Origin of the sequence: Helicobacter himalayensis (assembly GCF_001602095.1) — a bacterium.
Classification (GTDB): domain Bacteria; phylum Campylobacterota; class Campylobacteria; order Campylobacterales; family Helicobacteraceae; genus Helicobacter_F; species Helicobacter_F himalayensis.
On record NZ_CP014991.1, the window covers coordinates 1,332,827 to 1,353,842 of the forward strand.

Below are 21,016 nucleotides of genomic sequence, written 5' to 3' on the forward strand. Positions count from 1 at the left end.
TAAAAAATTAATTTTAGCTTAGTTTAAATCACAAAATGCTTAAATTTTACACACTTTGAGTTTATTTGCGCACCCTTTTTACAAAAGCACCGCTAATTATGATTTGTCTGCTATGCTTGAAAGCCCTAAAATACAAGAAAAATTAAGGATTCTTAAATGACAGCAAGAGCAAAAAATATTCAAGATAAAGGCACATTGCAGGCAAATACGCAGCTTTTTCACGCAAAGCAAGGTGTGATTACAGAGCAAATGCAAAAAGTGGCACAAGATGAGAATCTTTCCCCAGAGCTTGTGCGCCAAGAAGTTGCGCGCGGAAGGCTTATAATCCCAGCAAATATAAACCACACAAACTTAAAACCCATAGGAATTGGCTTGGTTGCGCGCACTAAGATTAACGCAAATATCGGAAGCTCCTCGCTTGCAAGCGACATTAACGAAGAGATTGAAAAAACAAAAATCTCCATAAAATACGGCGCGGATACAATTATGGATTTAAGCACAGGTGGGGATTTGGATTCTATTAGGCAAGCTGTGATTGCAAACTCTAGCGCACCCATTGGCACCGTGCCGATGTATCAGATTCTCTATGATGTAAAAAATGATATTTTAAAGCTTGATATTGACACGATGCTAAAAGTCATTGAAAAGCAAGCAAAGCAAGGCGTGAGCTACTTTACAATCCATTGTGGCTTTTTGCTAGAACACTTACCTTTATTAAGCAAGCGCAAAATGGGGATTGTCTCGCGTGGAGGCAGTCTTATGGCGGCGTGGATGTTGCATTATCACAAGCAAAATCCTTTTTATGAATATTTTGATGAGATTCTCAAAATCTGCCAGCGCTATGATGTGAGTTTGTCGCTTGGAGATTCTCTGCGTCCGGGGTGCTTGGCTGATGCGAGTGATAAGGCGCAGTTTGGTGAGCTAGAGATTTTAGGCAAACTCACAAGGCGCGCGCGAGAGGCTTGTGTGCAGGTGATGGTGGAAGGTCCCGGGCATATCCCGCTCAATCAGATTGAGCGCAATATGGAGTTGCAAAAACGCTATTGTGATGAAGCGCCTTTTTATGTGCTAGGTCCGCTTGTTACAGATATTGCAGCGGGATATGACCATATCGCAAGTGCTATTGGCGCGAGTATGGCAGCGTGGCATGGTGCGAGTATGCTCTGCTATGTAACGCCAAAGGAGCATTTGGGTTTGCCAAATGCAAATGATGTGAGGGAGGGCATTATCGCGTATAAAATCGCCGCACACTCTGCGGACATCGCGCGTGGGCGCGTGAATGCGAGATTAAGAGATGATGCAATGAGTGATGCGCGCTATGGCTTTGATTGGAATAGGCAGTTTGAGCTAGCACTAGATTCTGAACGCGCGCGAGAATACCACGATGAATCCCTGCCTCAAGAGGTTTTCAAAGATGCGGAATTTTGCTCAATGTGCGGACCAAAATTTTGCAGTTATAAGATTTCACAGGAATTGCTAAAAGATAGAGAATAGAGAATCCACAAAGCGTTACAGAATCTACAAACCAAAAGCCCCAAAACGCGCCGAGTATGCGCGCGAAGCGGAGCTGAAGCGGGATTTATTTCCGCGAGGCGATACAATCTAAAGGAATGGAATCTAAATTCTAAAAACTAAGATATTAAGATATTTCATTCTGAGCCTTTAGGCGAAGAATCTATGTTTTTTTCTTAAGAATCTAAATACCCAAACAACATTGCAGAATCCATAAACCCAATCAGCCAAAACGCGTTGAGTATGCGCGCGAAGCGGAGCTGAAGCGGAATTTATTTCCGCGAGGCGATACAATCTAAAGGAATAGAGATTCTCAAACATAAAACTTTTTAAGGCTTTATGTTTGGATTTACCCAAAGCATAGTGATTTTTGTAACATTATTTGCCTTGCCCCATTCTTCTTGGATTTGAAACACAATTTCAAGCAGCACATTAAAAGGCTCTGCGCGCAAGTCAAGTGTGCGCGCCATTGTCGGAAGTATGTCATCATTATTTTTGTCGCTCATATCATTTGTGATAAGCGCGTATTTGAATCTTGGCAGAATACTTATAAATTCTTGTATCTTTGCATTTGGTAAATGTTGTAAAACATCTTTACAAAGGAGCAAATCCGCACTTGGGAGCGTTGTAAAATCGCCATTATATTGTGTGAAAATCACATTTGGCTTTTGGTATTTTGCGTTATTTGCTTTGATGACAAATGACGCGACATCAAAGCCTTGATACTCTATCCCGCTAAAATCAATATTTTTTGAAAACTGCCAATCGCCACAACCCACATCAACAACGCTTTTTATATTATGTTTTTTAAAAAAATCCTGCAAAAATACAACATAATCTTTGCATAAAATCTCATTTGACCCGCTGCCAGAGCCATTGCCCCACATATTTGTTTCATAAACAATATCAAAAAGTGCGCCTAGATTTTTTTCGTTTTGTTTTAGTAGGAGAGTTTTAATGAAGTGGATTTCGCTTGAAATGTGGGATAATCCCCCCCCCTAATAGACGATTTCTAAAATTTACAAGTTTTTGTTTTAGCCCCATATTTTTTCCCTACATATTTTTTGTACTGATGTGTGATTCAAAGCGGGGTTTATTTCACCCCGCAGAAATCTTTGATTGCCTCGATTTTGTCGGTTCTCTCCCAGCTAAATTCTGGTAGCTCGCGTCCAAAATGCCCATAAGCCGCAGTTTTTTGATAAATTGGGCGGAGTAAATCAAGCGATTCTATAATGCCTTTTGGCGTAAGGCGGAAAATGCTTTGCACACAATCAGTGAGTTTAGAATCTTCCACCTTACCCGTTCCGTGAGAATCCACCAAAATCGACACAGGCTCTACCACGCCGATAGCATAGGCGAGTTGCACGGTTGCTTTGTCGCACACGCCGCTTGCCACAAGGTTTTTCGCCACATATCTGGCTGCATAAGCTGCGCTTCTATCCACTTTGCTAGGGTCTTTCCCGCTAAATGCGCCCCCGCCGTGCGGACAACTTCCGCCATAAGTATCAACGATAATTTTGCGCCCTGTTAAGCCCGCATCGCCCTGTGGTCCGCCGATGACAAATTTCCCTGTGGGATTGACAAAATAGCGGATATTATCGTTTAGAAATTCTTTAGGTAGCACTTTTTGCACGACTTCCTCAATCACCGCATCGCGCAGGTGGCTTTGTTGCGTTTCTGGGCTGTGCTGTGTGGAGATAACGATTGTATCAATCGCCACTGGCACGCCATCTTCATAGCGCACGGTTACTTGACTTTTGCCATCAGGGCGCAAAAATGGCAGTTTCCCGCTTTTGCGCGCTTGTGCTAGCCCTTCAGTCAAGCGGTGAGAGAGCCAAATAGGCAATGGCATAAGTGAGGGCGTCTCGCGACACGCAAAGCCAAACATAAGCCCTTGGTCGCCAGCGCCGATTTCGCCATCTTCTCTATCCACGCCTTGATTGATATCCGGGCTTTGCTCACCGATACCATTTAGCACGGCTGCAGAGCGGTAATCAAAGCCATAGAGCGCGTCTGTGTAGCCGATTTCTTGCACGACTTTGCGCGCGATTTCTTGCATTGGTGCATATACGCTTGTTTTTAGCTCGCCAGCAATCACGCAAAAGCCATTACTTACAAGTGTTTCGCACGCCACACGCGCATTTTTATCACGCGAGATGATATAGTCAAGCACTGCGTCGCTGATTTGGTCAGCCATTTTGTCGGGATGCCCTTCGGTTACAGATTCTGAAGTGAAAAGAAATGATTTTTTCATAAACTCACCTTGTGTTTTGGATTTTTTACGGTGTAATAGTAGCACAAAAAATGGCAAATATGTATTGTGTTTTGAATTTTTATTCCATCAATTGTATCGCCTCTATTCCTTTAGATTGTATCACTTACAAGAGCAAAGCCCCTGACAAGCTTCGCTACGCGTGCATACTCGGCGCGTTATGGCTGATGAGATTCTAAGATTCTGCAACGCGGTTTTGAGAATCCTAGATTCTTCGCCTAAAGGCTCAGAATGACAAAGAGAGAGGTCATATGACAAGCCTTGTTTTTGTCATATTGAGCGAAGCGAAGAATCTAGCGCAACAAAGAATCCAACAAAAGCCTACTTTGTCAAACTGAACGCCCCTCTTGTCATTCTGAACTTTCCTCTTGTCAAACTAAACGCAGCGAAGAATCTAACAAAGAATCTCATAAAACCTCACTTTGTCATTCTGAGCGTAAGTGAAATATCTTAAGATCTTAGCTTTTAGAATTTAAGATTCTATTTCTTTAGATTGTATCGCCTGCGCGCATACTCGGCGCGTTTTGGCTGATGGGATTCTAAGATTCTGTAATGTTGTTTTAGAATCCTTAGATTCTTCGCCTAAAGGCTCAGAATGAAATATATTTTGTCATATTGAGCGCAAGCGAAGAATCTTAATATCTTAGCTTTTAGAATTAGAATCTAGCCTTACTTTTTTCTAAATTTTGTCAAAAAATAAAAGCTAATTTTTTGCAAGAGCGAGGGCTTTTTGCGTGAATGTTGGCGCAAAAGTTTAAGTATCTCATTGCGTTGAAAGATAATCGCGCAATTCATCGGACTTAGCGCGCCATCGCTATCCACATCTGCACCATACTCAATAAGCAACTTCGCCATTTCATAATAGCCCTTAAAACACACGCCAGCAAGCGGAGTTTGCCCTCTATCATTGCGCCTATCCACATCTGCCCCGCGTTCAAGGAGTGTGCGCGCGCACGTCAAGCTATTATTATACGCCGCAAGCATAAGGAGCGTATTTCCCTGCTCATTGGCGAGATTGACATTCAATCCAGAATCTAGCAGTATTTTTAGCGACTTTTCATCATCAGCACGGGCAAAGTCAAAACTCTGCGCGCATAGCCTTTCAAGCTTCTCACGCTCTTCTTTGCTTAAAGCAGAATCCTGCACACCTTGAGTACCTTGCGCTTTTTTAGAATCTTTTTGCACATTTTTCCTTTTTGCTGGCTTTTGTGCTTTTTAAGATTCTGCTACGACATTAAGCGTGAGTTGCGCGCTTATGCCATTGCCAATTTTTACACCAACCTTAAAAGTCCCTAGGTGCTTAATGGGCTCATTAAGCACAATCCATTTTTTATCAATACTCACTTTTGAATGCGCCTCTAACGCGTGCGCAATCTCATCTTTTGTAATCGAGCCAAAAAGCGCATTGTTTGCGCCAACCTTTTTACTCAAACTAAGCGTGAGAGAATCTAGTGTGCTTGCGAGCTGTTTTTGCTCAGCTAGCTCGAGTGCTTTTTTCTGTTCAAGCTGTTTTTGCTCGTGTTTATAGCGGTTTATAACCTCATTTGTCGCCAGCTTTGCCTTACCCTTTGCGATAAGAAAATTCTGTCCATAGCCATCTTTAACCTCACATATCTCGCCAGCTTTGCCAAGCCCTTGCACATTTTGTATCAATAACACTTTCATTCGCACGCTCCTTTTTATAAAAGCCTGTATAATGCCAAAAATTTATTACAAAGTCTAGCGATGTTTAAGGTAACCATCATAAAACGTATAAAACGCAGTGCGCGCTTAAGTGTGAAGGATTCTCAAAATGTCATTTTAAGCGTGCCAAAAAACTACACAAAAGCCCATTGCAAGCAAATAATCGAGCAAAACCGCGTATGGATAGAATCCCAAATTGAAAAATTCCAACAACAAGAAGCGCATTTTCATTCCTTGCGTCAAAATGCTCAGATTCTCTATTTTGGGCAATGGCGCAAAAAAGAGGAGTTTGCAAATCCTGCTAAAGAGCTAAAAAGCGCACTTGAAAATTTCTTACATAATGAATGTGAGAATCTTGCAAAGCTTATGGGTGTGGAGTTTGGGAAACTAAAAACAAAAAAAGCAAAAAGTTATTTTGGGCTTTGCACACATAAGAATGATTTGTCCTTTTCGCTTATGCTTTGCTTCGCGCCAAAAGAGTGCGTGCGCTATGTGGTAGTGCATGAGCTTGCGCATATCACGCATAAAAACCACTCAAAAGCTTTTTGGAATCTTGTTGGCACATTTTGCGCAGATTATAAACTTCTGCGCGCGAGTTTGCGCCAAAATGCCTCACTTTACAAGAATCTACTTCAGGAAATTTTTACTTAAAGAAATTTTGTGCGAATCTGCGCCCATCAAAACCAAAATGAAACTTTAAAAAATATTTTTTTGGGATTCAAAAGTTACATATTTACAACACTAGCTTAAATCTTTAAGTAAAATTACACATCAAGCTTGTTTTGTCGATTATCATTTTAAGATAAGTTTCAGACTTTGTCATAGAAAGTTGATAGGAAGTTGTATGAGAGGATTACAAGAAAATGCGAAGAGGCACGCACGAGGACAAAAAGCTACAAACCAAGCTACAAATAGAGACACAAAAGAAATTACAAAAGAATCTAGAGAGCAAGGAGATAAAGCGCACAAAGCAACTATTACCCCCCCCCCCCCGAGACCTAGCCAAGCCTTATCTTTTCATTACATTTCTATAAAATCTAATGATAAAGCAACGACAACTTCGCGATTAAACAATCTCAAACACTACAAACAAAATAAAAAATCACAAAACACAAAGCCTCACCACGCAAAGCACCTAAGCTCTAAACCTTATCTCTTTTTCCCTATATTCCTATTCTCTTCCTATACCCCAGCCTTAAGCCAAAGTAACGACCTCTCAATGTATTGCGATACAGCAACACGCACTCAAAATAGATGCGATATAAACCGAGCTTTCAATGTTAGGCAAACTTTCACCAATCAAATAGGAACAGCAGATACTTACCTCACCATAAATGCCAATATCAATGCCAGTGGCTGGAGCAGGGTTTCTTTTATCACAAACAATGACACTACCTCTGCATTCTATTTAACAGTGCAACAAGGAGCATCTTTAAATAACACAAATGTGAGAGGCACCACAGTGTTTGGTTCAGTGAGAAACACTACCTCAATCATAGAAAACCACGGCAAAATTGGCATGGGCAATTCAACTTCTACTACTTGGGATAGAGATGCTCAGCGCAGTATGGGGGCTAGTGGTAATCTTACTATGACAAATAGTGTTACAGGACAAGTCGCTCGTATAACTGTTTCTTATGGCAGTCACACTATTAGCAACCAAGGAATTTTCAACGAAATAGCTATACAAGCTGGTAGCACAGCAAATATAACTAACGCTGGCACTATCACTGCTCTCATCAGCTCTAGCACTATCGCTAACCTCACAAACCAAAACAATGGGCGCATAGCCACTTTAACAAACACTGGTGCTATCACTACCTTAAATAACCAAAACAACGCCACTATCACAACCCTTACAAACCAACAAGGTGCTGAGATAACAACATTAAACAATCAAGGCACTATAACCACCCTAAATAACAACAATAGCGCTACACTCGCAACATTAAACAATCAAGGCACTATAAATACTTTCAGCATCTCTGGTGGTAATCTTAGACAAGGCACAAACTCTGGAAACATAGGGACTTTTACTGTAGCAGACAATCAAAATCAAGGCATAAACGCCGTAGTAACTAGCTTCACAAACCAACAAGGTGGGAGAATAACAACCCTTACCAACCAACAAGGTGGTGAGATTCAAACCTTAACTAATGAAGGCACTATCACAACCCTTACCAAACAAATGGACGCATAGCCACTTTAACAAATAATGGCACAATCACAAATGGCATAACTAACCAAGGAGAAATGCAAAACCTACACAATAATTTTGACTTAAGCTCTATTACAAATACTGGGAGTATCAATGAGTTAAACAACGCTAGCAACATAACCATAACAACACTCACCAACCAAACAAATGGACGCATCACAACCTTAAATAACTCTGGCACATTCACCACTCTTAATAACCAAAGCACGATAGACACACTAACTAACCTTACCGACGCAACACTTACCACACTTAATAACACAGGCACTATCACCACACTAGATAATGAGGCTCAAGGCTCTATAACTAGCTTAAATAACCAAGCAAATGGAAATATCGCCACGTTGATAAATGCTGGCACAATAGGCACAGCTGGGGCTACCACTACCAATCAAGGCAGCATTACACAATTAGAAAACACTGGGACAATCTACCAACTCACCAATGCCAATGGTGGAAATATCGCCACGATACTCAATAATGGCACGCTCACAGGAGGACTCACAAACCAAGAGGGCGGGAGTATCGGCACTTTCACACATGCATCTACCACAGTTTTAGATTCTCTCACAAACATTGGCTCTATGGATACTATTAATAACCAAAATGCCCAAATCACAGCTATCACAAACCAAACAGGCACAACCACTCACGGAAGCATTAATAACCTAAACAACCAAAATGCCCAAATCACCACTCTTACAAACCAAGCAAATACACAAATTACTAACCTAAATAACTCTAACTCCACACTTACCACACTTAATAATACAGGCACTATCACTACACTTTCAAATGCGGACAACTCCATACTAACCGCACTTAATAACCAAGCAAACGCCTTAATTACTACACTAAATAACACTACAGGCTCTACGCTTACCACACTTACAAACAATGCAAATGCACAAATTACTAACCTAAATAACTCCGCTATATTAACCACACTCAATAACCAAGCAAATGCCACGATAGATACACTTAGCAACTTTGACACACTTACAACTCTGACAAACGCGGGCAATATAGCTACACTTAATAATACAAACAACGCTACACTCACAACCCTTACAAACTCTGGGAATATAAATCAACTCAACAACATAGCAAATGCCACACTTACCACATTAAACAACCAAACAAACGCGCAGATTCAAGAGCTTAATAACAATGCTGGGCTTCTAAATGCACTTACAAATGCTGGAACTATTGATAATCTAAATAATACAAACAACGCTACACTCACAACCCTTACAAACAATAGCGAAATCACAAACCTAAACAATGCCGCTAGAGTTATCACACTAGATAATGAAGCAAACGCGCAGATTCAAAGGCTTAATAACTCTGGCATTCTTACCACGCTTACTAATAAAACAAATGCACAAATTACTACACTCTCAAACTCTGGCACACTAAATACCCTTCACAATCAAACAGCCGCCACACTAGAGACACTTGAGAACACAAACAATATCACCACTCTTGAAAATCAAGCCGGAAGCACACTCACCACACTAAATAACAACACAGGGACTATCTCTACCCTAAACAATGCTGGCACACTCACCACACTTAACAACAACGCTAACATTACAACTCTCACCAACACAGGCACACTCACCACACTTAGCAATGGTGCATTTATCTCTAACCTAACACAGAATACAGCCAATGCACTCACCTACTCAACAAACCAAGATGGCTATGTCCATACTCTTGATTTACAAAGCGGAAGCATAACCATAAATGATGAGCTCTACATAGGTAGAAATAGACATAAACAAGGCACACTTGCCACAGGTGCAAGTATTATCAACGCACTAGGCAGACAAGGAAGCAACCAAGTAAAAGAAGGCGCACTCACCATAGCCACAAACTCCACTATCAACGCACAAGATAAAACAATAAGCGTGTATGGAACTCTCAATAATCAAGGCACGATACAAGTAGGCGAGCTTATCTTAACGCGAGGCATATCTAACCCACAAGCGCTTCTTGCCCAATATAGTGGCAGTCATATCAATGGCACTATCAACAATAGCAATAACAACGGCTCAAATATCACACTTCAAAATTGGGTGCTAGAACTCACACAAGTTGCCTCCGACTATAATGACAAAACCAAAGCCAAAGACGCAGACACCAAGGGACATATTATTATGGATAAGAATGTAACCATAGGTAATCTAAAAACAGGCACAAGGTTTGGTGCTGATGGAAGCAGTGTATTAGATAGAGAGGCAGGTATCTTAATCATCGCAGACACAGACAAATGGGAAGAAAAATACAACTATGAAGCCCTCTTTTTGAAAAACGACAATGGCGCGCTCACCACAGCTTTAAAAGAAATTAGAAACCTTGATGGCGAAATTGTGAATAAAACAGACCAATATGGCAAAGAGACACAAACTAAGGCTGAAAATTTAGGAGGAGAAGCGACTTTGAGTATCCAAGCCCTCCGCAATCTCTACACCCCACAAAGCACTGTGAAAATCATAGATTTGCAAGATGGCTTTGCTGTGGGCTTAGAGCCTAAGGGTTCTCCATCAGAAACACTCTCTACTATTTTGCTTAATGGTGCTATCGCTAACAACTTGCTTATAAGCAACCTCATAGATTCTATGAGTAGGAGAATGTTTCATAAAAGCCTAGAACACAGAAAAGGTCAAACATATAGTGTAATGTCAAAAAGCGTAGATGAACAAGGCAAAAGAGTGAAAGACAAAAACGATATACTCGTCCCCTTGGCATACAATAACATCGATATGCTCCAAGAAGCAGATATGATTTATTCCCCTCACGCTGCAAACTCTTCTTATCAAGCTTTCTTTCTACCCCTTAGTCGCTACACTACTTCTAAGCTAGAGGGAGGCTTTAGCGGTAATGAATTCATCGCTGGAGCTTTAATGGGAGGCTTTTTAAACCTTAAATCTCACGGAAGCTTGGGATTTTACGCAGGGTATGAGAGTGGGCATGGCACAATAGGACGAAGTGATGGTAATGCAAAAATCAAGCATAGCAATGTCCTAGCAGGACTGCACTACTACAAAACCTTTTATACAAAAGATATGCGAGAATACTACTTCAAAGCAATCTTTCACGCTCAAAACCAACGTCCAGACTTTGAAGTGTATCGCAGCATAGCTGGTGATAGTGCTGTTGATAAAATCTCTGCCTTTGGGATAGATGCAGAAATGCGCTTAGGAGCCACCCTCTATAATGTATTCAAAAATAGCGCGCTTAGTCCTGAAGTAGGTCTTGGCTATGGACTACTTCATATTGCTCCCTTTAGCCTTACCTATGAAAGCACAGTCTTGCAAAATGAAACTTTCCCAGCCCATAGCTTTCATATCCCATATGTGCATGCTAAAGTGCGCTACATTAAAGCATTTGCTAACAACAAACGATATAGCATTCTCCTAGGTGGGAGATATAACATCGATTCTGTGCATAGTGCTAGCGTGCAGATAGGAGATTTTAAGGCGAGTTCATCATTTAATGTCCCAGCACTCGTAGGGCTAGCAGGGGCGAGTTTCTCATATTCACTCGGCAAACGTTCTGAAATCGCTGCCCAGCTTGATGGTGCTTTCTCTGTTTGGCAGTTAAGTGGTTCTCTCTCTGTACGTTATAGCGTATGGTGGTAAGGTTTATGAAAGGTTTGAAAACAAGATTTATGCAAGCATTAGAATCTAAACGCACTCACACGCAACAAACCATACAATCCGCAAAAAAAAGCCTAAAAAACACAATGATTTATGCAAAATCCATCTTGCATATTGCTTTATTCTCAAACATTATGCTCTTTGCCTTGCTTTTCACCACAAGCTATACAAACGACTATGACCGCGCAATCGCCCAATCCCTCAAAAGCGGAGGTAAGCTCTATCAAAAGGCTTGTGCTTCTTGTCACGGTAGGAAAGGGAGGACCTTGCCTCCGGGTGCGCACTTTAGCATACCAATAATAGAGCGAAGTCAAGGAGAACTAGTTTCTCTACTTAATTCCTACCGCACAGGAGCAGTAGATACAGGTGGCGCAAAAGGAACTATGAGTGCAAATCTTATGCGTTATAAATTTAGCGATACAGATATAGAAAACATAGCCTACTATGTGGCAAGTCTAAACCCAACTCCCCCCGTGCTTCAAGGCTATTACTATCAAGTAGCAGCTTATCATAATGAAGTTCCAGAAGAGATTTTAGCGCGCATTGCAGAACGTGATTATGTAGTGCATACCACAGAATACAATGGAAAAGAACTCAAACGATATCTCATAGGTCCTTATGTGGATACCCAAAGTATGCAAGCAGACAAAGAATATATAGCAGAACTCACAGAACACACCCATGTGCAAAAAAAGATGAAACCACTTGTGCGCTATATGAGTAGCGATAATGAAATATTTTCCCTTGAAAAAGACTACGAGCTTAAAGATTCTCTAGGAGTGTCCTTGCAAACCCCACAATTATATAGAGCAGAAAACAACCTAACTACAAAAAACAAAGCAGACGATACACACGAGACGCAAAACCCAGAATCCAAAGAGAGTGAAACCAACACAACTAAAGAAGACCTAGAAGTTTCGCAAGATTCCCTAGATGAAGCAAAGGCACAATCCCAAGAGCAAGAAAAAGAGGAATATTCTATAACAGAGTCCCAAGATACGCAGAGCTTAGCATCACAAGATTCTACGCTTAAGGCACTCTTTAAGTTTGAAACAGACGCACTAGGGCTAGATGAAGAGCAAGAGGGAGAGGGAGAAATGTCGATTCCAAATGGGTATTACTACATACTTGCCACTTATGCTAAAACCATACCGCTAGACACATTAGAGAAACTCAAAGACGAGGATTACAAACTATTCACACGAGGGGATTATGTGCATATACTCATAGGTGGCTATGATACCAAAAGCACCCTTTTATCGCATAAAGCAAAGGCAAATGCCCTAACCAAAGCCTTGCATATCCACAAATATCAAGACCAAAAGCCTAGAGTCATATTTATAGAATCTGGCAAGATAAAAGAGTTGTATTTGAAAGAGAATAATAAAAAGTAGTAGAGAGCAGCACCTTTATAATGTATAAAAGTATAGAATCTCAAACATTACCCAAAAACATTTAGTGTTTGAGTAAAACTCCAAACTTATTTTTACTACTCTTGGACTCTTGAAAAATCTCTTAAGGATTCTTTGCTTGTGTTAGATTCTTCGCTTATGCTCAGAATGACAAGAGGAGTCAGAATGACGAGGCTTCTTTTTTGTCATTTTGAGGGAGTGAAATGACTGAAAAATCTCTTAAAGATTCTTTGCTAGATTCTTCGCTTATGCTCAGAATGACAAAAAAAAGGGGAGTATGATAAAAAAGGGGAGTATGATTAAAGGGAGTCAGAATCTTAAAGTGAGTCAATATGACAAAGGACTCGATACGACAAACCCTTACCTTGTCATTCTGAGCCTTCCCTTTTGTCATTACCCCCCTTGTCATTCTGAGCGGTAGCGAAGAATCTATGTTTTTTTCTTAGAAACTAAATACCCCAAACCGCGTTGCAGAATCCACAGAATCTTAACAATCAAAACACGCCGAGTATGCACGCGAAGCGGAGCTTGTCAGGGGGCTTTGTTCTTGTAAGTGATACATTTTAAGGAATAGATGCGGAGCTGAAGCGGGATTCATTTCCGCGAGGCGATACAATTATATGGACAGGCGATACAATCTAAAGGAATAGAATCTAAATTCTAAAAACTAAGATATTAAGATATTTCGCTTGCGCTCAATATGACAAAATATATTTCATTCTGAGCCTTTAGGCGAAGAATCTAAGGATTCTAAAACAACATTACAGAATCTTGGAATCCAATCAGCCAAAACGCGTTGAGTATGCGCGAATACAATCTAAAGGAATAGAATCTAAGATTTCTGTAATGCTGTCGGTGGCTTTAGAATCCATTCCTTTAAGTTATATCGCTTACGTTCGCACTCGGGCGCGGTTATTACTGATTGCAAGATTTTAGCAAAGCGATACGCTCTAAAAAGCAAGGGGCAGATTGCTTACAGGGGGTTTAGTTGCGAGAATATACCAAATGGAGATTTCGCATATTTGCCGTGGCATTGCAAAGCAATAAATCCGCGAGGATAAGTGCTAATTGCGCCTGCGCGACAATGCTCCCGCGCACCGCAATGCAAGGATCGTGTCGCCCTTTGAGCTGCATTTGCACAACTTCTGTGCTTGTGGTTTGTGTGCTTTGGGTAAGAAAAATACTAGGTGTGGGCTTGAAATACACGCGTACGATGATTTCCTCTCCATTGCTAATGCCACCAAGCATACCTCCGCTATGATTAGAACAAAAGCCCTGCGCGTTCATACAATCATTATTTTGACTTCCCTTCAATCTGCTTGCATTCGCGCCTTCGCCAATTTCCACCGCTTTCACACCATTAAGCCCAAGCATAAGCGCGCCGATTTGAGAATCTAACTTCCCAAAAAGTGGCTCTCCTAGTCCAACAGGCACGCCAAAAGCCTTTATAAGTGCCACGCCACCGATACTATCATTATTTGCGCGCGCATTTTTTATCGCCTCTTTTTGCGCTGACTCCTGTGTGCAATCAAGCGCAAAAATTTGAGAATCTCGCGCTTTTTGGCATTCAGATTCACTAAAATCAAAGTGCGCGGATTCTATCCCGCCAACGCCCAAAACACCCCCGCCAATGCGGATATTAAATTCTTTTAGTAAAAGTTTTGCGATTGCACCTGCTGCCACTCTTGCCGCGCTTTCCCTAGCCGAGCTTCTTCCACCACCGCGATAATCACGCACACCATATTTTTTAAAATAAGTAAAATCTGCGTGTCCGGGGCGAAAAACACTTTTAAGATTCTCATAATCCCCGCTTTTTTGCGCGGTATTTTTGATAAAAAGCGCAAGGGGCGCACCGGTGCTTTTCCCCTCAAACACACCACTTAGAATTTCCACAATATCTGGTTCTTTTCTTGACGTGGCAAAGACTGAACCGCCCTGTCTTAGGCGCATTTCCTCACTGATAAAATCCATATCAATACTAAGTCCTGCCGGTAGTCCATCTATCACACACCCCACACCAGCGCCGTGAGATTCCCCAAAAGTGCTTAATTTTAGACGCATACCAAAACTATTCATTTCTTTTTACCCTGCTTTTTCTTGCTAAATTTATTTGACTCTCCCCAAATATTTTGACAATTTTCTATAAAACCTTCCTGTGCAAAATTTTCTTTTACGCAATCTCGCACGCGCGCGCGAGAAAAATCTTGCTCATTTTTTTGTAACGCATTATAAGCGATATGCGCGCATTTTTGCTGCGCGACTTTTTTAGAGTTCCCAATGCAACGCGCATATTCCATTTCTCCAATAATCACTGCCACTTCAAAAATCTTTTGGTGATCAGGTCCGCTTTGTGAAATAAGCTCATATCTTGGAATCTCCCCAAAGCGCGATTGCGTAACCTCCTGCAACAATGTTTTATAATCGCTTGTCAAGCTTAAATCAATTCTTTCATAGCAAGATTCCAAAAGCCTGTATGTGATTTTTGCGGCACTTTGGATTCCAGATTCTAAATAAATCGCGCCGATGATTGCCTCAAACGCATTTGAAAGAATTGAAGGCTTTTTGCGCCCTGCGTTGTACTCCTCGCTTTGCGAGATAAAAAGATATTTTCCTAAATCAAGCTCTAGGGCTAACTTCATAAATCCCTGCTCATTAACAATGCTTGCTCTAAGTTTTGAAAGGTCGCCCTCCGTGGCATTTTCAAACTTTTTAAACAAATATTCCCCCACGAGCAAATCAAGCACTGCATCGCCCAAAAACTCCAAACGCTCATTATTAAGCCGACTTTTGCAACTCCTATGCGTGAGGGCTTGTATGAGTAAGTTTGGGTCTTTAAACTGATATTGTAATTTTTTTTCAAGCATATCTAAATGATTTTTCAAAATAACTCCAACATTTAGGGTTTTTACGAGGAACAGGAAGCGGGTATTGTAGCAGATTTGACTTAAAAATTCACAAAGTGAAATTAGTATAGAATCTGCGCATAAATCTTATAAAAAATTAAGGGATTGTATGCGGGTAGCAGAAGCTGTAAGTGCTCTTAATGGCGTGCTTTTAAATACGCCTAGCATTAGCGCATTTAATGGATTTAGCCTAAGATTAGAAAAAATACGAAATGGCTGGCTTTTTATCGCGCCACAAACGCTAGATTCTGCACAAATCACCCAAGCAATCAAAAATGGCGCATATGGAATCGCACTCACCAAGCAAATGGCGCAAAATTTCAAAGGACTTATAAACGCGCAAAATGAAATTGCGTGGATTGAAGTGCAGGATTTACCCTCTTGCATAGCGCGCTTAATCCGCTATAAAATACTTTTCTTTAGCACCAATGTCATTGCGTTAAATAGCGTGCAGTTCGCAATTGCAAAAGAAATCATCACAGATAAAAAAGCCTTTGTGGGAAATGATAAAGACGCACTTTTGGAATCTTTTAACAATGAAATCACCACTATTTTTACAGATTCTCAAAAAATCCTAGAGCTAAGCTTTGAAAATCTCACGCCCATAAAGCCCCTAAGCACGCCTTTTAACCTCATCTCTTATACGCTTTTTGATGTGAGATTTTTTTATGCTGTGCGCGAGTATTTATTGCATTTGCCTTATTTGTTTGTTGATGATTTGAGCGCTCTTGTGGCAGTGTGCGAGCAAGAGAGAGTGAGTTTTGAGCTTTCATATTTTAAGGAAATCGCGTTTTTAAAGCCAAATTTTGTGGATAGATTCTTAAATCTTTGCGACTACGGACAAAGCCAACAGGTGCTTATTACTTGCAAAGATTCTATACTTTTTACAAAATATATTGATTATTTTTTAGAATACGCGCGGTGGGGGAAGCTTGCCTGCCTTGTGCCAAAGTCATATAAGGCCGAAAACCCATCACAAAGCATTACTTGCTACAACAAAAAAAGCGAGATTATTTCACTGATTAAAAATAAAGAGTTTAACTTTATGCTTATTTTTGGCATTGATGATGGCGAGCTTTTTTCGCTTTTAGAAAAACACAAACCGCGTTTAGAACGTAGTCTTTTTGATGAGTTTTAATAGTGGAGTTTTAGAAAAAATGGAATCTACAAATCTTGCTAGGAAAAATATTGAGCGCGCACTAAGTGCGTTTAAAAAGTCGCATAAAAAGCAAATAGAGCAATTCTCCCGCGCGCTAGATTCTCTTAAATCTCTGCAAACACACTTTGTTTTGCAAGAATCCACAAACATACAAGGCGTGATTTTAAAAGCGCAAAGCCCACTAAGCGCGCAAGAAAAGGCTCTCATTTTAGAATCTGCAAAAATGTTAAAACCTTGGCGCAAAGGACCATTTTTTATCGAGGATTTGAAAATAGATTCTGAATGGCAGAGTTTTATCAAGTTTAATCTCCTCGCACCCTTTTTGGATTTGCAAGACAAAGAAGTGCTTGATATAGGTTGCAATAATGGCTACTATCTTTTTGAAATGCTGAAATTTAAGCCAAAAAATTTGTGTGGCTTTGACCCAAGCGCGCTATTTTTGATGCAGTTTGAGTTTATTAACTTTTTTGTAAAAAGTGCTATTTCTTACTATCCACTAGGGATTGAGTATGTGCGGGATTTCTGCACTGCATTTGGGAAAAAATTTGATTGTGCGTTTTTGCTCGGCGTGCTGTATCATCGAAGCGACCCTATTGCGAGTTTAAAAAATCTTAGCTTTTGTTTAAAAAGTGGTGGGGAAGCATATATTGATAGCCTGATTATAGAAAGCAATGAGGAAATTTGTTTATGCCCTAAACACTCTTATGCTAAAATGAGTAATGTGTATTTTATCCCAAGTATTCCTGCATTGCAAGGCTGGTGCGAGCGTGCGGGATTTAGAGATTTTGAGATTCTAAGTATTAAGCAAACCACCACACAAGAACAGCGCAAAAGTGAGTGGATTGATGGAATGAGTTTAGATTCATTCTTGCGAGCTGATGAAAATGCTACAATAGAGGGCTACGCACCACCTATTCGCGGGTATTTTAGAGTTAAGAAAAAATAAGGAAAAACTATGGATTCACAACAAGAACAAATTGATAGTGATGAATTACTCATTTGCACGAGGCTGCATTCTTGTGGCGATGTGATAGAGAACACAAAGGGAAGGGCGTATGTGCGTTTCGTGCCAGATGAAAAGATGATTGCAGATATTGATGGGAATAATAGGCTCATACATTCAGGCTATCTTTTTAGCGCAGCAAGCTATGCGGCAATGGTGGCGATAAATAAAAAGCATAGCATTATGATTGCCGCAGATGTGAAGTTTCTCTCCCCCATTGAGCTAGGACACGAGGTATTTTTCAAAGCTACCGCCTTGCAAAATGACACAAAAAAATGCGAGGTAAAAGTTGAGGGCTTTTTGCTAGATATTAAAATTTTTGATTCTATCTTTCATATCGCGGTGTTTGATAAAGCGCCTTTTAGCATAGCGCTTGACAAGCTTGAGAAGTAACAAGGCTTTTATCTTATATCAAGCTCGACTTTATCTTTATTAATCCCCACAATCACGCATTTAAGCTCCTGCCCTTGCGTGAAAAAATCCTGCGCCCTTTTTGTCTTATCATCGCTTATTTTGCTAATATGCACCAAGCCATCGCCCCCATTTGGCAGCTCCACAAACGCGCCAAAATCAAGCACGCGTTTAATTTTCCCCACAAATTCCGTGCCTATTTTATACGCGCTAAAATCCACTTCTTTGATGAGATTCAAAATAAACTCTTTTGCCTGCGCTATATTTTGAGTATTCGCGCCATTTATCCTAACTATGCCACTTTCGCGCTCCAAATCAATGCTCACCCCAAAACGTTCGATAATGCTTTTTATCATCTTGCCCCCAGAGCCAATGACTAGCACGATTTTTTGTGGCGCGATGGCAAAAGATTCTGATTTTGGCAAAATGTCGTAATTTGGCTTTATCTCTTTTAACGCCTCTTTCATAATGCCTAAAATATGCGCCCTTGCGCGCTTTGCTTGCAAAAGTGCTTGGTAGAGAATCTCACTTTGTATGCCACCGAGTTTAATATCCATTTGCAATGCACTAATGCCCCATTCATCGCCCGCGACTTTAAAATCCATATCGCCATCGTGGTCTTCTAATCCCGTAATATCGCTTAAAATCGCGTATTTTTCGCCTTCGCTTACTAGCCCCATTGCTACGCCCGCGATGAGATTATACATCTCCACTCCGCTTGCATAAAGTGCCAAAGAACCGCCGCACACGCTTGCCATTGAGCTTGAGCCATTAGATTCTAAGATTTCAGACACAAGCCTAATGGTGTTGTTTGTTGGCGCGATACTTGCACCCAAAGCTTTTCTGGCAAGATTTCCGTGTCCTAGCTCGCGCCTACCGGGTGAGCCTATCATATCAGTTTCGCCAACGCTAAAAGGCGGAAAATTGTAATGGAATAAAAACTTTTCTTTTAAAATATTTTGGGAAAGAGATTCTTTAATCTGCGCGTCATTTTCGCCCCCTAACGTGCAAACTACAAGCGCTTGCGTCTGTCCGCGCGTAAAAAGTGCGCTTCCGTGCGCGCAAGGCAAGAGATTTGTCTCAATACTAATCTCACGCACATTTTCAAGCCCTCTACCATCAGCGCGTCTTTTTTCTTGCAAAATCATCTCACGCACAAGCGCGCGCTTATACACGCCAAGACTGCGCTTAGAATCTTCTAGTTCAAAGCCATGCGCCACCAAAAACGCGATAATCTCATCAAACGCATCAGCGCGCTCACTTTTTGAAGCATTTTTAATCGCCTCTTTGACGCTCTCCTCACAATGTGCGCGCAAAAACTCTAGCGCGGTGCAAATTTCTTGCTTAAGCTCTAATTGCATTGAAGGTTTTTGAAAAGGCATAAAAGCAGATTCTAAACGCGCGCAAGTCTCTTTAATGCTTTGCTTTGCCAACTCTAGCGCTTGCAAGGTAAGCTCTTCGCTCAAAAGATTTGCGCTTTCATTTTGCGCGATAGAGTTCATCTCTATCATCAAAAGCTCATCGCCCTTGCCACTTACAAACAAATCTAATGTGCTTTTTTCGCGCTGGATTCTGTTTGGATTTATGATAAATTCCCCATCAACGCGCCCAATCCTTACAGCACTCACCAATTCTTTTTGCACGCCTTTAATGCCAATGTTTGAAACAAAAAGCGCGCTAGATGCTGCCCTAAGCGCGCAAAGTGCTAAATCACATTCCCCATCATAACTAAGTGTTTGCACCACAATATGCGTATTATAACCATAGCCCTTTGGAAATAATGGGCGCAAAGTCCTATCAATAAGCCTTGAAGTGAGAATCTCAAACTCACTAGGCTTGCCCTCGCGCTTGATAAATCCTGCTGGGAATTTTCCTGCCGCATAGGCTTTTTGGATATATTGCACGCTTAGTGGCACGAAATCACCATCCATTTGCTTAGAATCCACACATATCGTAGCCAAAAATGCGCTTTTCCCGCAGGTGTAAAATACTGCGCCATTGCTTGCGTGTGCGAGACTTTCAAAGTTATAGCCTTCATTTAGGTTTGTTGTTTGTATTTGCAGAATTTTCATTGCTCTAAGAATCCTTTGTGTTGAGTTTGGAGACTTGATTGCAAAATCTCTTCAATAAGCTTGGCGTCAATGGGTGGCAACTCCCTGTAATAATGCCCTACCTGCACGAAATGCTCGATGCTTTCTACATACAGCACATCATCACACACCTGCTTTAGCTCCTCGCAAACGCTTGTAGGCAAAATCGGAGTCGCCACGCGCACACTGCGCGCACCTAGATTAATGCAGGTTTTAATCGCACAAAGCGCGGTAAGCCCTGTGTGGATTCCTTGATCAATCAATAAAACATCTTTATCTTTTAGCGTTGTGAGTGGCTCACCCTTGCGGTATTTGTAGCGCGCTTGCAAAATGTTCTCCTCATACTGACGCTTCGCCTCACCATAGACATAATCAAGGCTAATTTCAAAGCTATTGATGAGATTTTCATTCATCACAATATCTAGCTCCTCGCTGACAATAGCGATTTGACATTCATTATTAAGCGGGGCGCAAATAGTTTGGGTGAAAAGATAATCAAGGCGCAATTTTAACTTTTTAGCCAAACTATCAGCAAAATACAATCCATCAAAACTAGTCGCTACAATCACGCTAGAATCTAGCCAAAGATTCTGCAAAGCTATCACATCTAAGAGCTTATCTAACGCTTCTTGTCTGTTTTCAAATAAAAGATGTGAAACCTCCAAAAATTCCTCCTACCAAAATTGTA

17 protein-coding genes and 1 pseudogene are annotated in these 21,016 nt (G+C 41.0%); 9 read left to right on the top strand and 9 right to left on the bottom strand.

Translation table 11 applies throughout. The annotated features are described in order from the left end of the window. The first annotated feature begins 156 nt into the window (after positions 1 to 156). Positions 157 to 1,494 carry a phosphomethylpyrimidine synthase ThiC gene (thiC, locus tag A3217_RS06460; RefSeq protein ID WP_066389023.1) on the top strand — a complete coding sequence of 446 codons (1,338 nt, stop codon included), beginning with the start codon at positions 157 to 159 and terminating at the stop codon, positions 1,492 to 1,494. A gap of 347 nt (positions 1,495 to 1,841) precedes the next feature. Here the strand turns inward: thiC and A3217_RS06465 are convergent, their stop codons facing one another. From A3217_RS06465 to rplI, 5 genes are all read right to left on the bottom strand, one after another. Next, positions 1,842 to 2,399 carry a methyltransferase gene (locus tag A3217_RS06465; RefSeq protein ID WP_066389024.1) on the bottom strand — a complete coding sequence of 186 codons (558 nt, stop codon included), beginning with the start codon at positions 2,397 to 2,399 and terminating at the stop codon, positions 1,842 to 1,844. A 206-nt stretch (positions 2,400 to 2,605) separates the two neighbouring features. Then, positions 2,606 to 3,766 carry a methionine adenosyltransferase gene (metK, locus tag A3217_RS06470; protein WP_066389025.1) on the bottom strand — a complete coding sequence of 387 codons (1,161 nt, stop codon included), beginning with the start codon at positions 3,764 to 3,766 and terminating at the stop codon, positions 2,606 to 2,608. Between the two features lie 120 nt (positions 3,767 to 3,886). Beyond that, positions 3,887 to 4,042: a hypothetical protein gene (locus tag A3217_RS09060; protein WP_156471873.1), complete on the bottom strand. Its 156-nt coding sequence runs from the start codon at positions 4,040 to 4,042 to the stop codon at positions 3,887 to 3,889. Between the two features lie 411 nt (positions 4,043 to 4,453). Further along, positions 4,454 to 4,969 carry an ankyrin repeat domain-containing protein gene (locus A3217_RS06475; RefSeq protein ID WP_269465456.1) on the bottom strand — a complete coding sequence of 172 codons (516 nt, stop codon included), beginning with the start codon at positions 4,967 to 4,969 and terminating at the stop codon, positions 4,454 to 4,456. A 30-nt stretch (positions 4,970 to 4,999) separates the two neighbouring features. Then, positions 5,000 to 5,449, bottom strand: a complete 450-nt coding sequence (gene rplI, locus A3217_RS06480) for a 50S ribosomal protein L9 (RefSeq protein WP_066389026.1) — start codon at positions 5,447 to 5,449, stop codon at positions 5,000 to 5,002. A 60-nt stretch (positions 5,450 to 5,509) separates the two neighbouring features. Between rplI and A3217_RS06485 the strand changes: the two genes are divergently transcribed. The 5 genes from A3217_RS06485 to A3217_RS09065 all read left to right on the top strand — a co-directional run bounded on the left by A3217_RS06485 (position 5,510) and on the right by A3217_RS09065 (position 13,183). After that, positions 5,510 to 6,118 (top strand): M48 family metallopeptidase, encoded by a 609-nt coding sequence (locus A3217_RS06485; protein ID WP_066389028.1) that lies wholly within the window; start codon positions 5,510 to 5,512, stop codon positions 6,116 to 6,118. Positions 6,119 to 6,311: 193 nt separating this feature from the next. Then, entirely contained in the window at positions 6,312 to 7,667 is a 1,356-nt protein-coding gene (locus tag A3217_RS06490; RefSeq protein WP_066389030.1) for an autotransporter outer membrane beta-barrel domain-containing protein, read from the top strand. 53 nt (positions 7,668 to 7,720) lie between these two features. Next, the gene (locus tag A3217_RS06495; protein WP_066389031.1) at positions 7,721 to 11,332 is read left to right on the top strand and encodes a beta strand repeat-containing protein; all 3,612 of its coding nucleotides are present in this window, start codon (positions 7,721 to 7,723) and stop codon (positions 11,330 to 11,332) included. 5 nt (positions 11,333 to 11,337) lie between these two features. Next, entirely contained in the window at positions 11,338 to 12,744 is a 1,407-nt protein-coding gene (locus tag A3217_RS06500) for a c-type cytochrome (RefSeq protein WP_066389033.1), read from the top strand. A gap of 295 nt (positions 12,745 to 13,039) precedes the next feature. Then, entirely contained in the window at positions 13,040 to 13,183 is a 144-nt protein-coding gene (locus tag A3217_RS09065; protein WP_156471875.1) for a hypothetical protein, read from the top strand. 563 nt (positions 13,184 to 13,746) lie between these two features. Here the strand turns inward: A3217_RS09065 and aroC are convergent. Next, a complete protein-coding gene (gene aroC, locus A3217_RS06510; RefSeq protein ID WP_066389035.1) occupies positions 13,747 to 14,838 on the bottom strand; it encodes a chorismate synthase in 1,092 nt (363 codons plus the stop codon). Positions 14,839 to 14,972: 134 nt separating this feature from the next. Further along, positions 14,973 to 15,626, bottom strand: a pseudogene (gene rnc / locus A3217_RS06515) (ribonuclease III); the annotation flags it as partial. A 148-nt stretch (positions 15,627 to 15,774) separates the two neighbouring features. Here rnc and A3217_RS06520 point away from each other — a divergent pair. From A3217_RS06520 to A3217_RS06530, 3 genes are read left to right on the top strand one after another with little or no spacing between them, the layout of a single operon-like run. After that, positions 15,775 to 16,803, top strand: coding sequence for a hypothetical protein (locus tag A3217_RS06520; RefSeq protein WP_066389037.1), 1,029 nt, complete (start codon positions 15,775 to 15,777; stop codon positions 16,801 to 16,803). Next, positions 16,793 to 17,770 carry a tRNA 5-methoxyuridine(34)/uridine 5-oxyacetic acid(34) synthase CmoB gene (gene cmoB, locus A3217_RS06525; RefSeq protein ID WP_156471876.1) on the top strand — a complete coding sequence of 326 codons (978 nt, stop codon included), beginning with the start codon at positions 16,793 to 16,795 and terminating at the stop codon, positions 17,768 to 17,770. Before A3217_RS06520 ends, cmoB begins: the two co-directional genes overlap by 11 nt. A gap of 9 nt (positions 17,771 to 17,779) precedes the next feature. Then, positions 17,780 to 18,220 (top strand): PaaI family thioesterase, encoded by a 441-nt coding sequence (locus tag A3217_RS06530; RefSeq protein WP_066389038.1) that lies wholly within the window; start codon positions 17,780 to 17,782, stop codon positions 18,218 to 18,220. Between the two features lie 8 nt (positions 18,221 to 18,228). On the opposite strand, the gene A3217_RS06535 is transcribed toward A3217_RS06530, so the two are convergent. Both A3217_RS06535 and A3217_RS06540 read right to left on the bottom strand, forming a co-directional pair. Further along, the gene (locus tag A3217_RS06535; RefSeq protein WP_066389039.1) at positions 18,229 to 20,310 is read right to left on the bottom strand and encodes a polyribonucleotide nucleotidyltransferase; all 2,082 of its coding nucleotides are present in this window, start codon (positions 20,308 to 20,310) and stop codon (positions 18,229 to 18,231) included. Beyond that, positions 20,307 to 20,993, bottom strand: a complete 687-nt coding sequence (locus A3217_RS06540) for a phosphoribosyltransferase (RefSeq protein ID WP_066389040.1) — start codon at positions 20,991 to 20,993, stop codon at positions 20,307 to 20,309. Before A3217_RS06540 ends, A3217_RS06535 begins: the two co-directional genes overlap by 4 nt. Positions 20,994 to 21,016: the final 23 nt, after the last annotated feature.

Bases quoted from the DNA above. Each gene is read 5' to 3' on its own strand.
- A3217_RS06520 (WP_066389037.1), top strand. From the start codon at position 15,775: ATGCGGGTAGCAGAAGCTGTAAGTGCTCTTAATGGCGTGCTTTTAAAT.
- cmoB (WP_156471876.1), top strand. From the start codon at position 16,793: ATGAGTTTTAATAGTGGAGTTTTAGAAAAAATGGAATCTACAAATCTT.
- A3217_RS09065 (WP_156471875.1), top strand. From the start codon at position 13,040: ATGATAAAAAAGGGGAGTATGATTAAAGGGAGTCAGAATCTTAAAGTG.
- aroC (WP_066389035.1), bottom strand. From the start codon at position 14,838: ATGAATAGTTTTGGTATGCGTCTAAAATTAAGCACTTTTGGGGAATCT.
- A3217_RS06490 (WP_066389030.1), top strand. From the start codon at position 6,312: ATGAGAGGATTACAAGAAAATGCGAAGAGGCACGCACGAGGACAAAAA.
- metK (WP_066389025.1), bottom strand. From the start codon at position 3,766: ATGAAAAAATCATTTCTTTTCACTTCAGAATCTGTAACCGAAGGGCAT.
- A3217_RS06465 (WP_066389024.1), bottom strand. From the start codon at position 2,399: ATGTGGGGCAATGGCTCTGGCAGCGGGTCAAATGAGATTTTATGCAAA.
- rplI (WP_066389026.1), bottom strand. From the start codon at position 5,449: ATGAAAGTGTTATTGATACAAAATGTGCAAGGGCTTGGCAAAGCTGGC.
- thiC (WP_066389023.1), top strand. From the start codon at position 157: ATGACAGCAAGAGCAAAAAATATTCAAGATAAAGGCACATTGCAGGCA.
- A3217_RS06495 (WP_066389031.1), top strand. From the start codon at position 7,721: ATGCAAAACCTACACAATAATTTTGACTTAAGCTCTATTACAAATACT.
- A3217_RS06535 (WP_066389039.1), bottom strand. From the start codon at position 20,310: ATGAAAATTCTGCAAATACAAACAACAAACCTAAATGAAGGCTATAAC.
- A3217_RS06500 (WP_066389033.1), top strand. From the start codon at position 11,338: ATGAAAGGTTTGAAAACAAGATTTATGCAAGCATTAGAATCTAAACGC.
- A3217_RS06530 (WP_066389038.1), top strand. From the start codon at position 17,780: ATGGATTCACAACAAGAACAAATTGATAGTGATGAATTACTCATTTGC.
- A3217_RS06485 (WP_066389028.1), top strand. From the start codon at position 5,510: ATGTTTAAGGTAACCATCATAAAACGTATAAAACGCAGTGCGCGCTTA.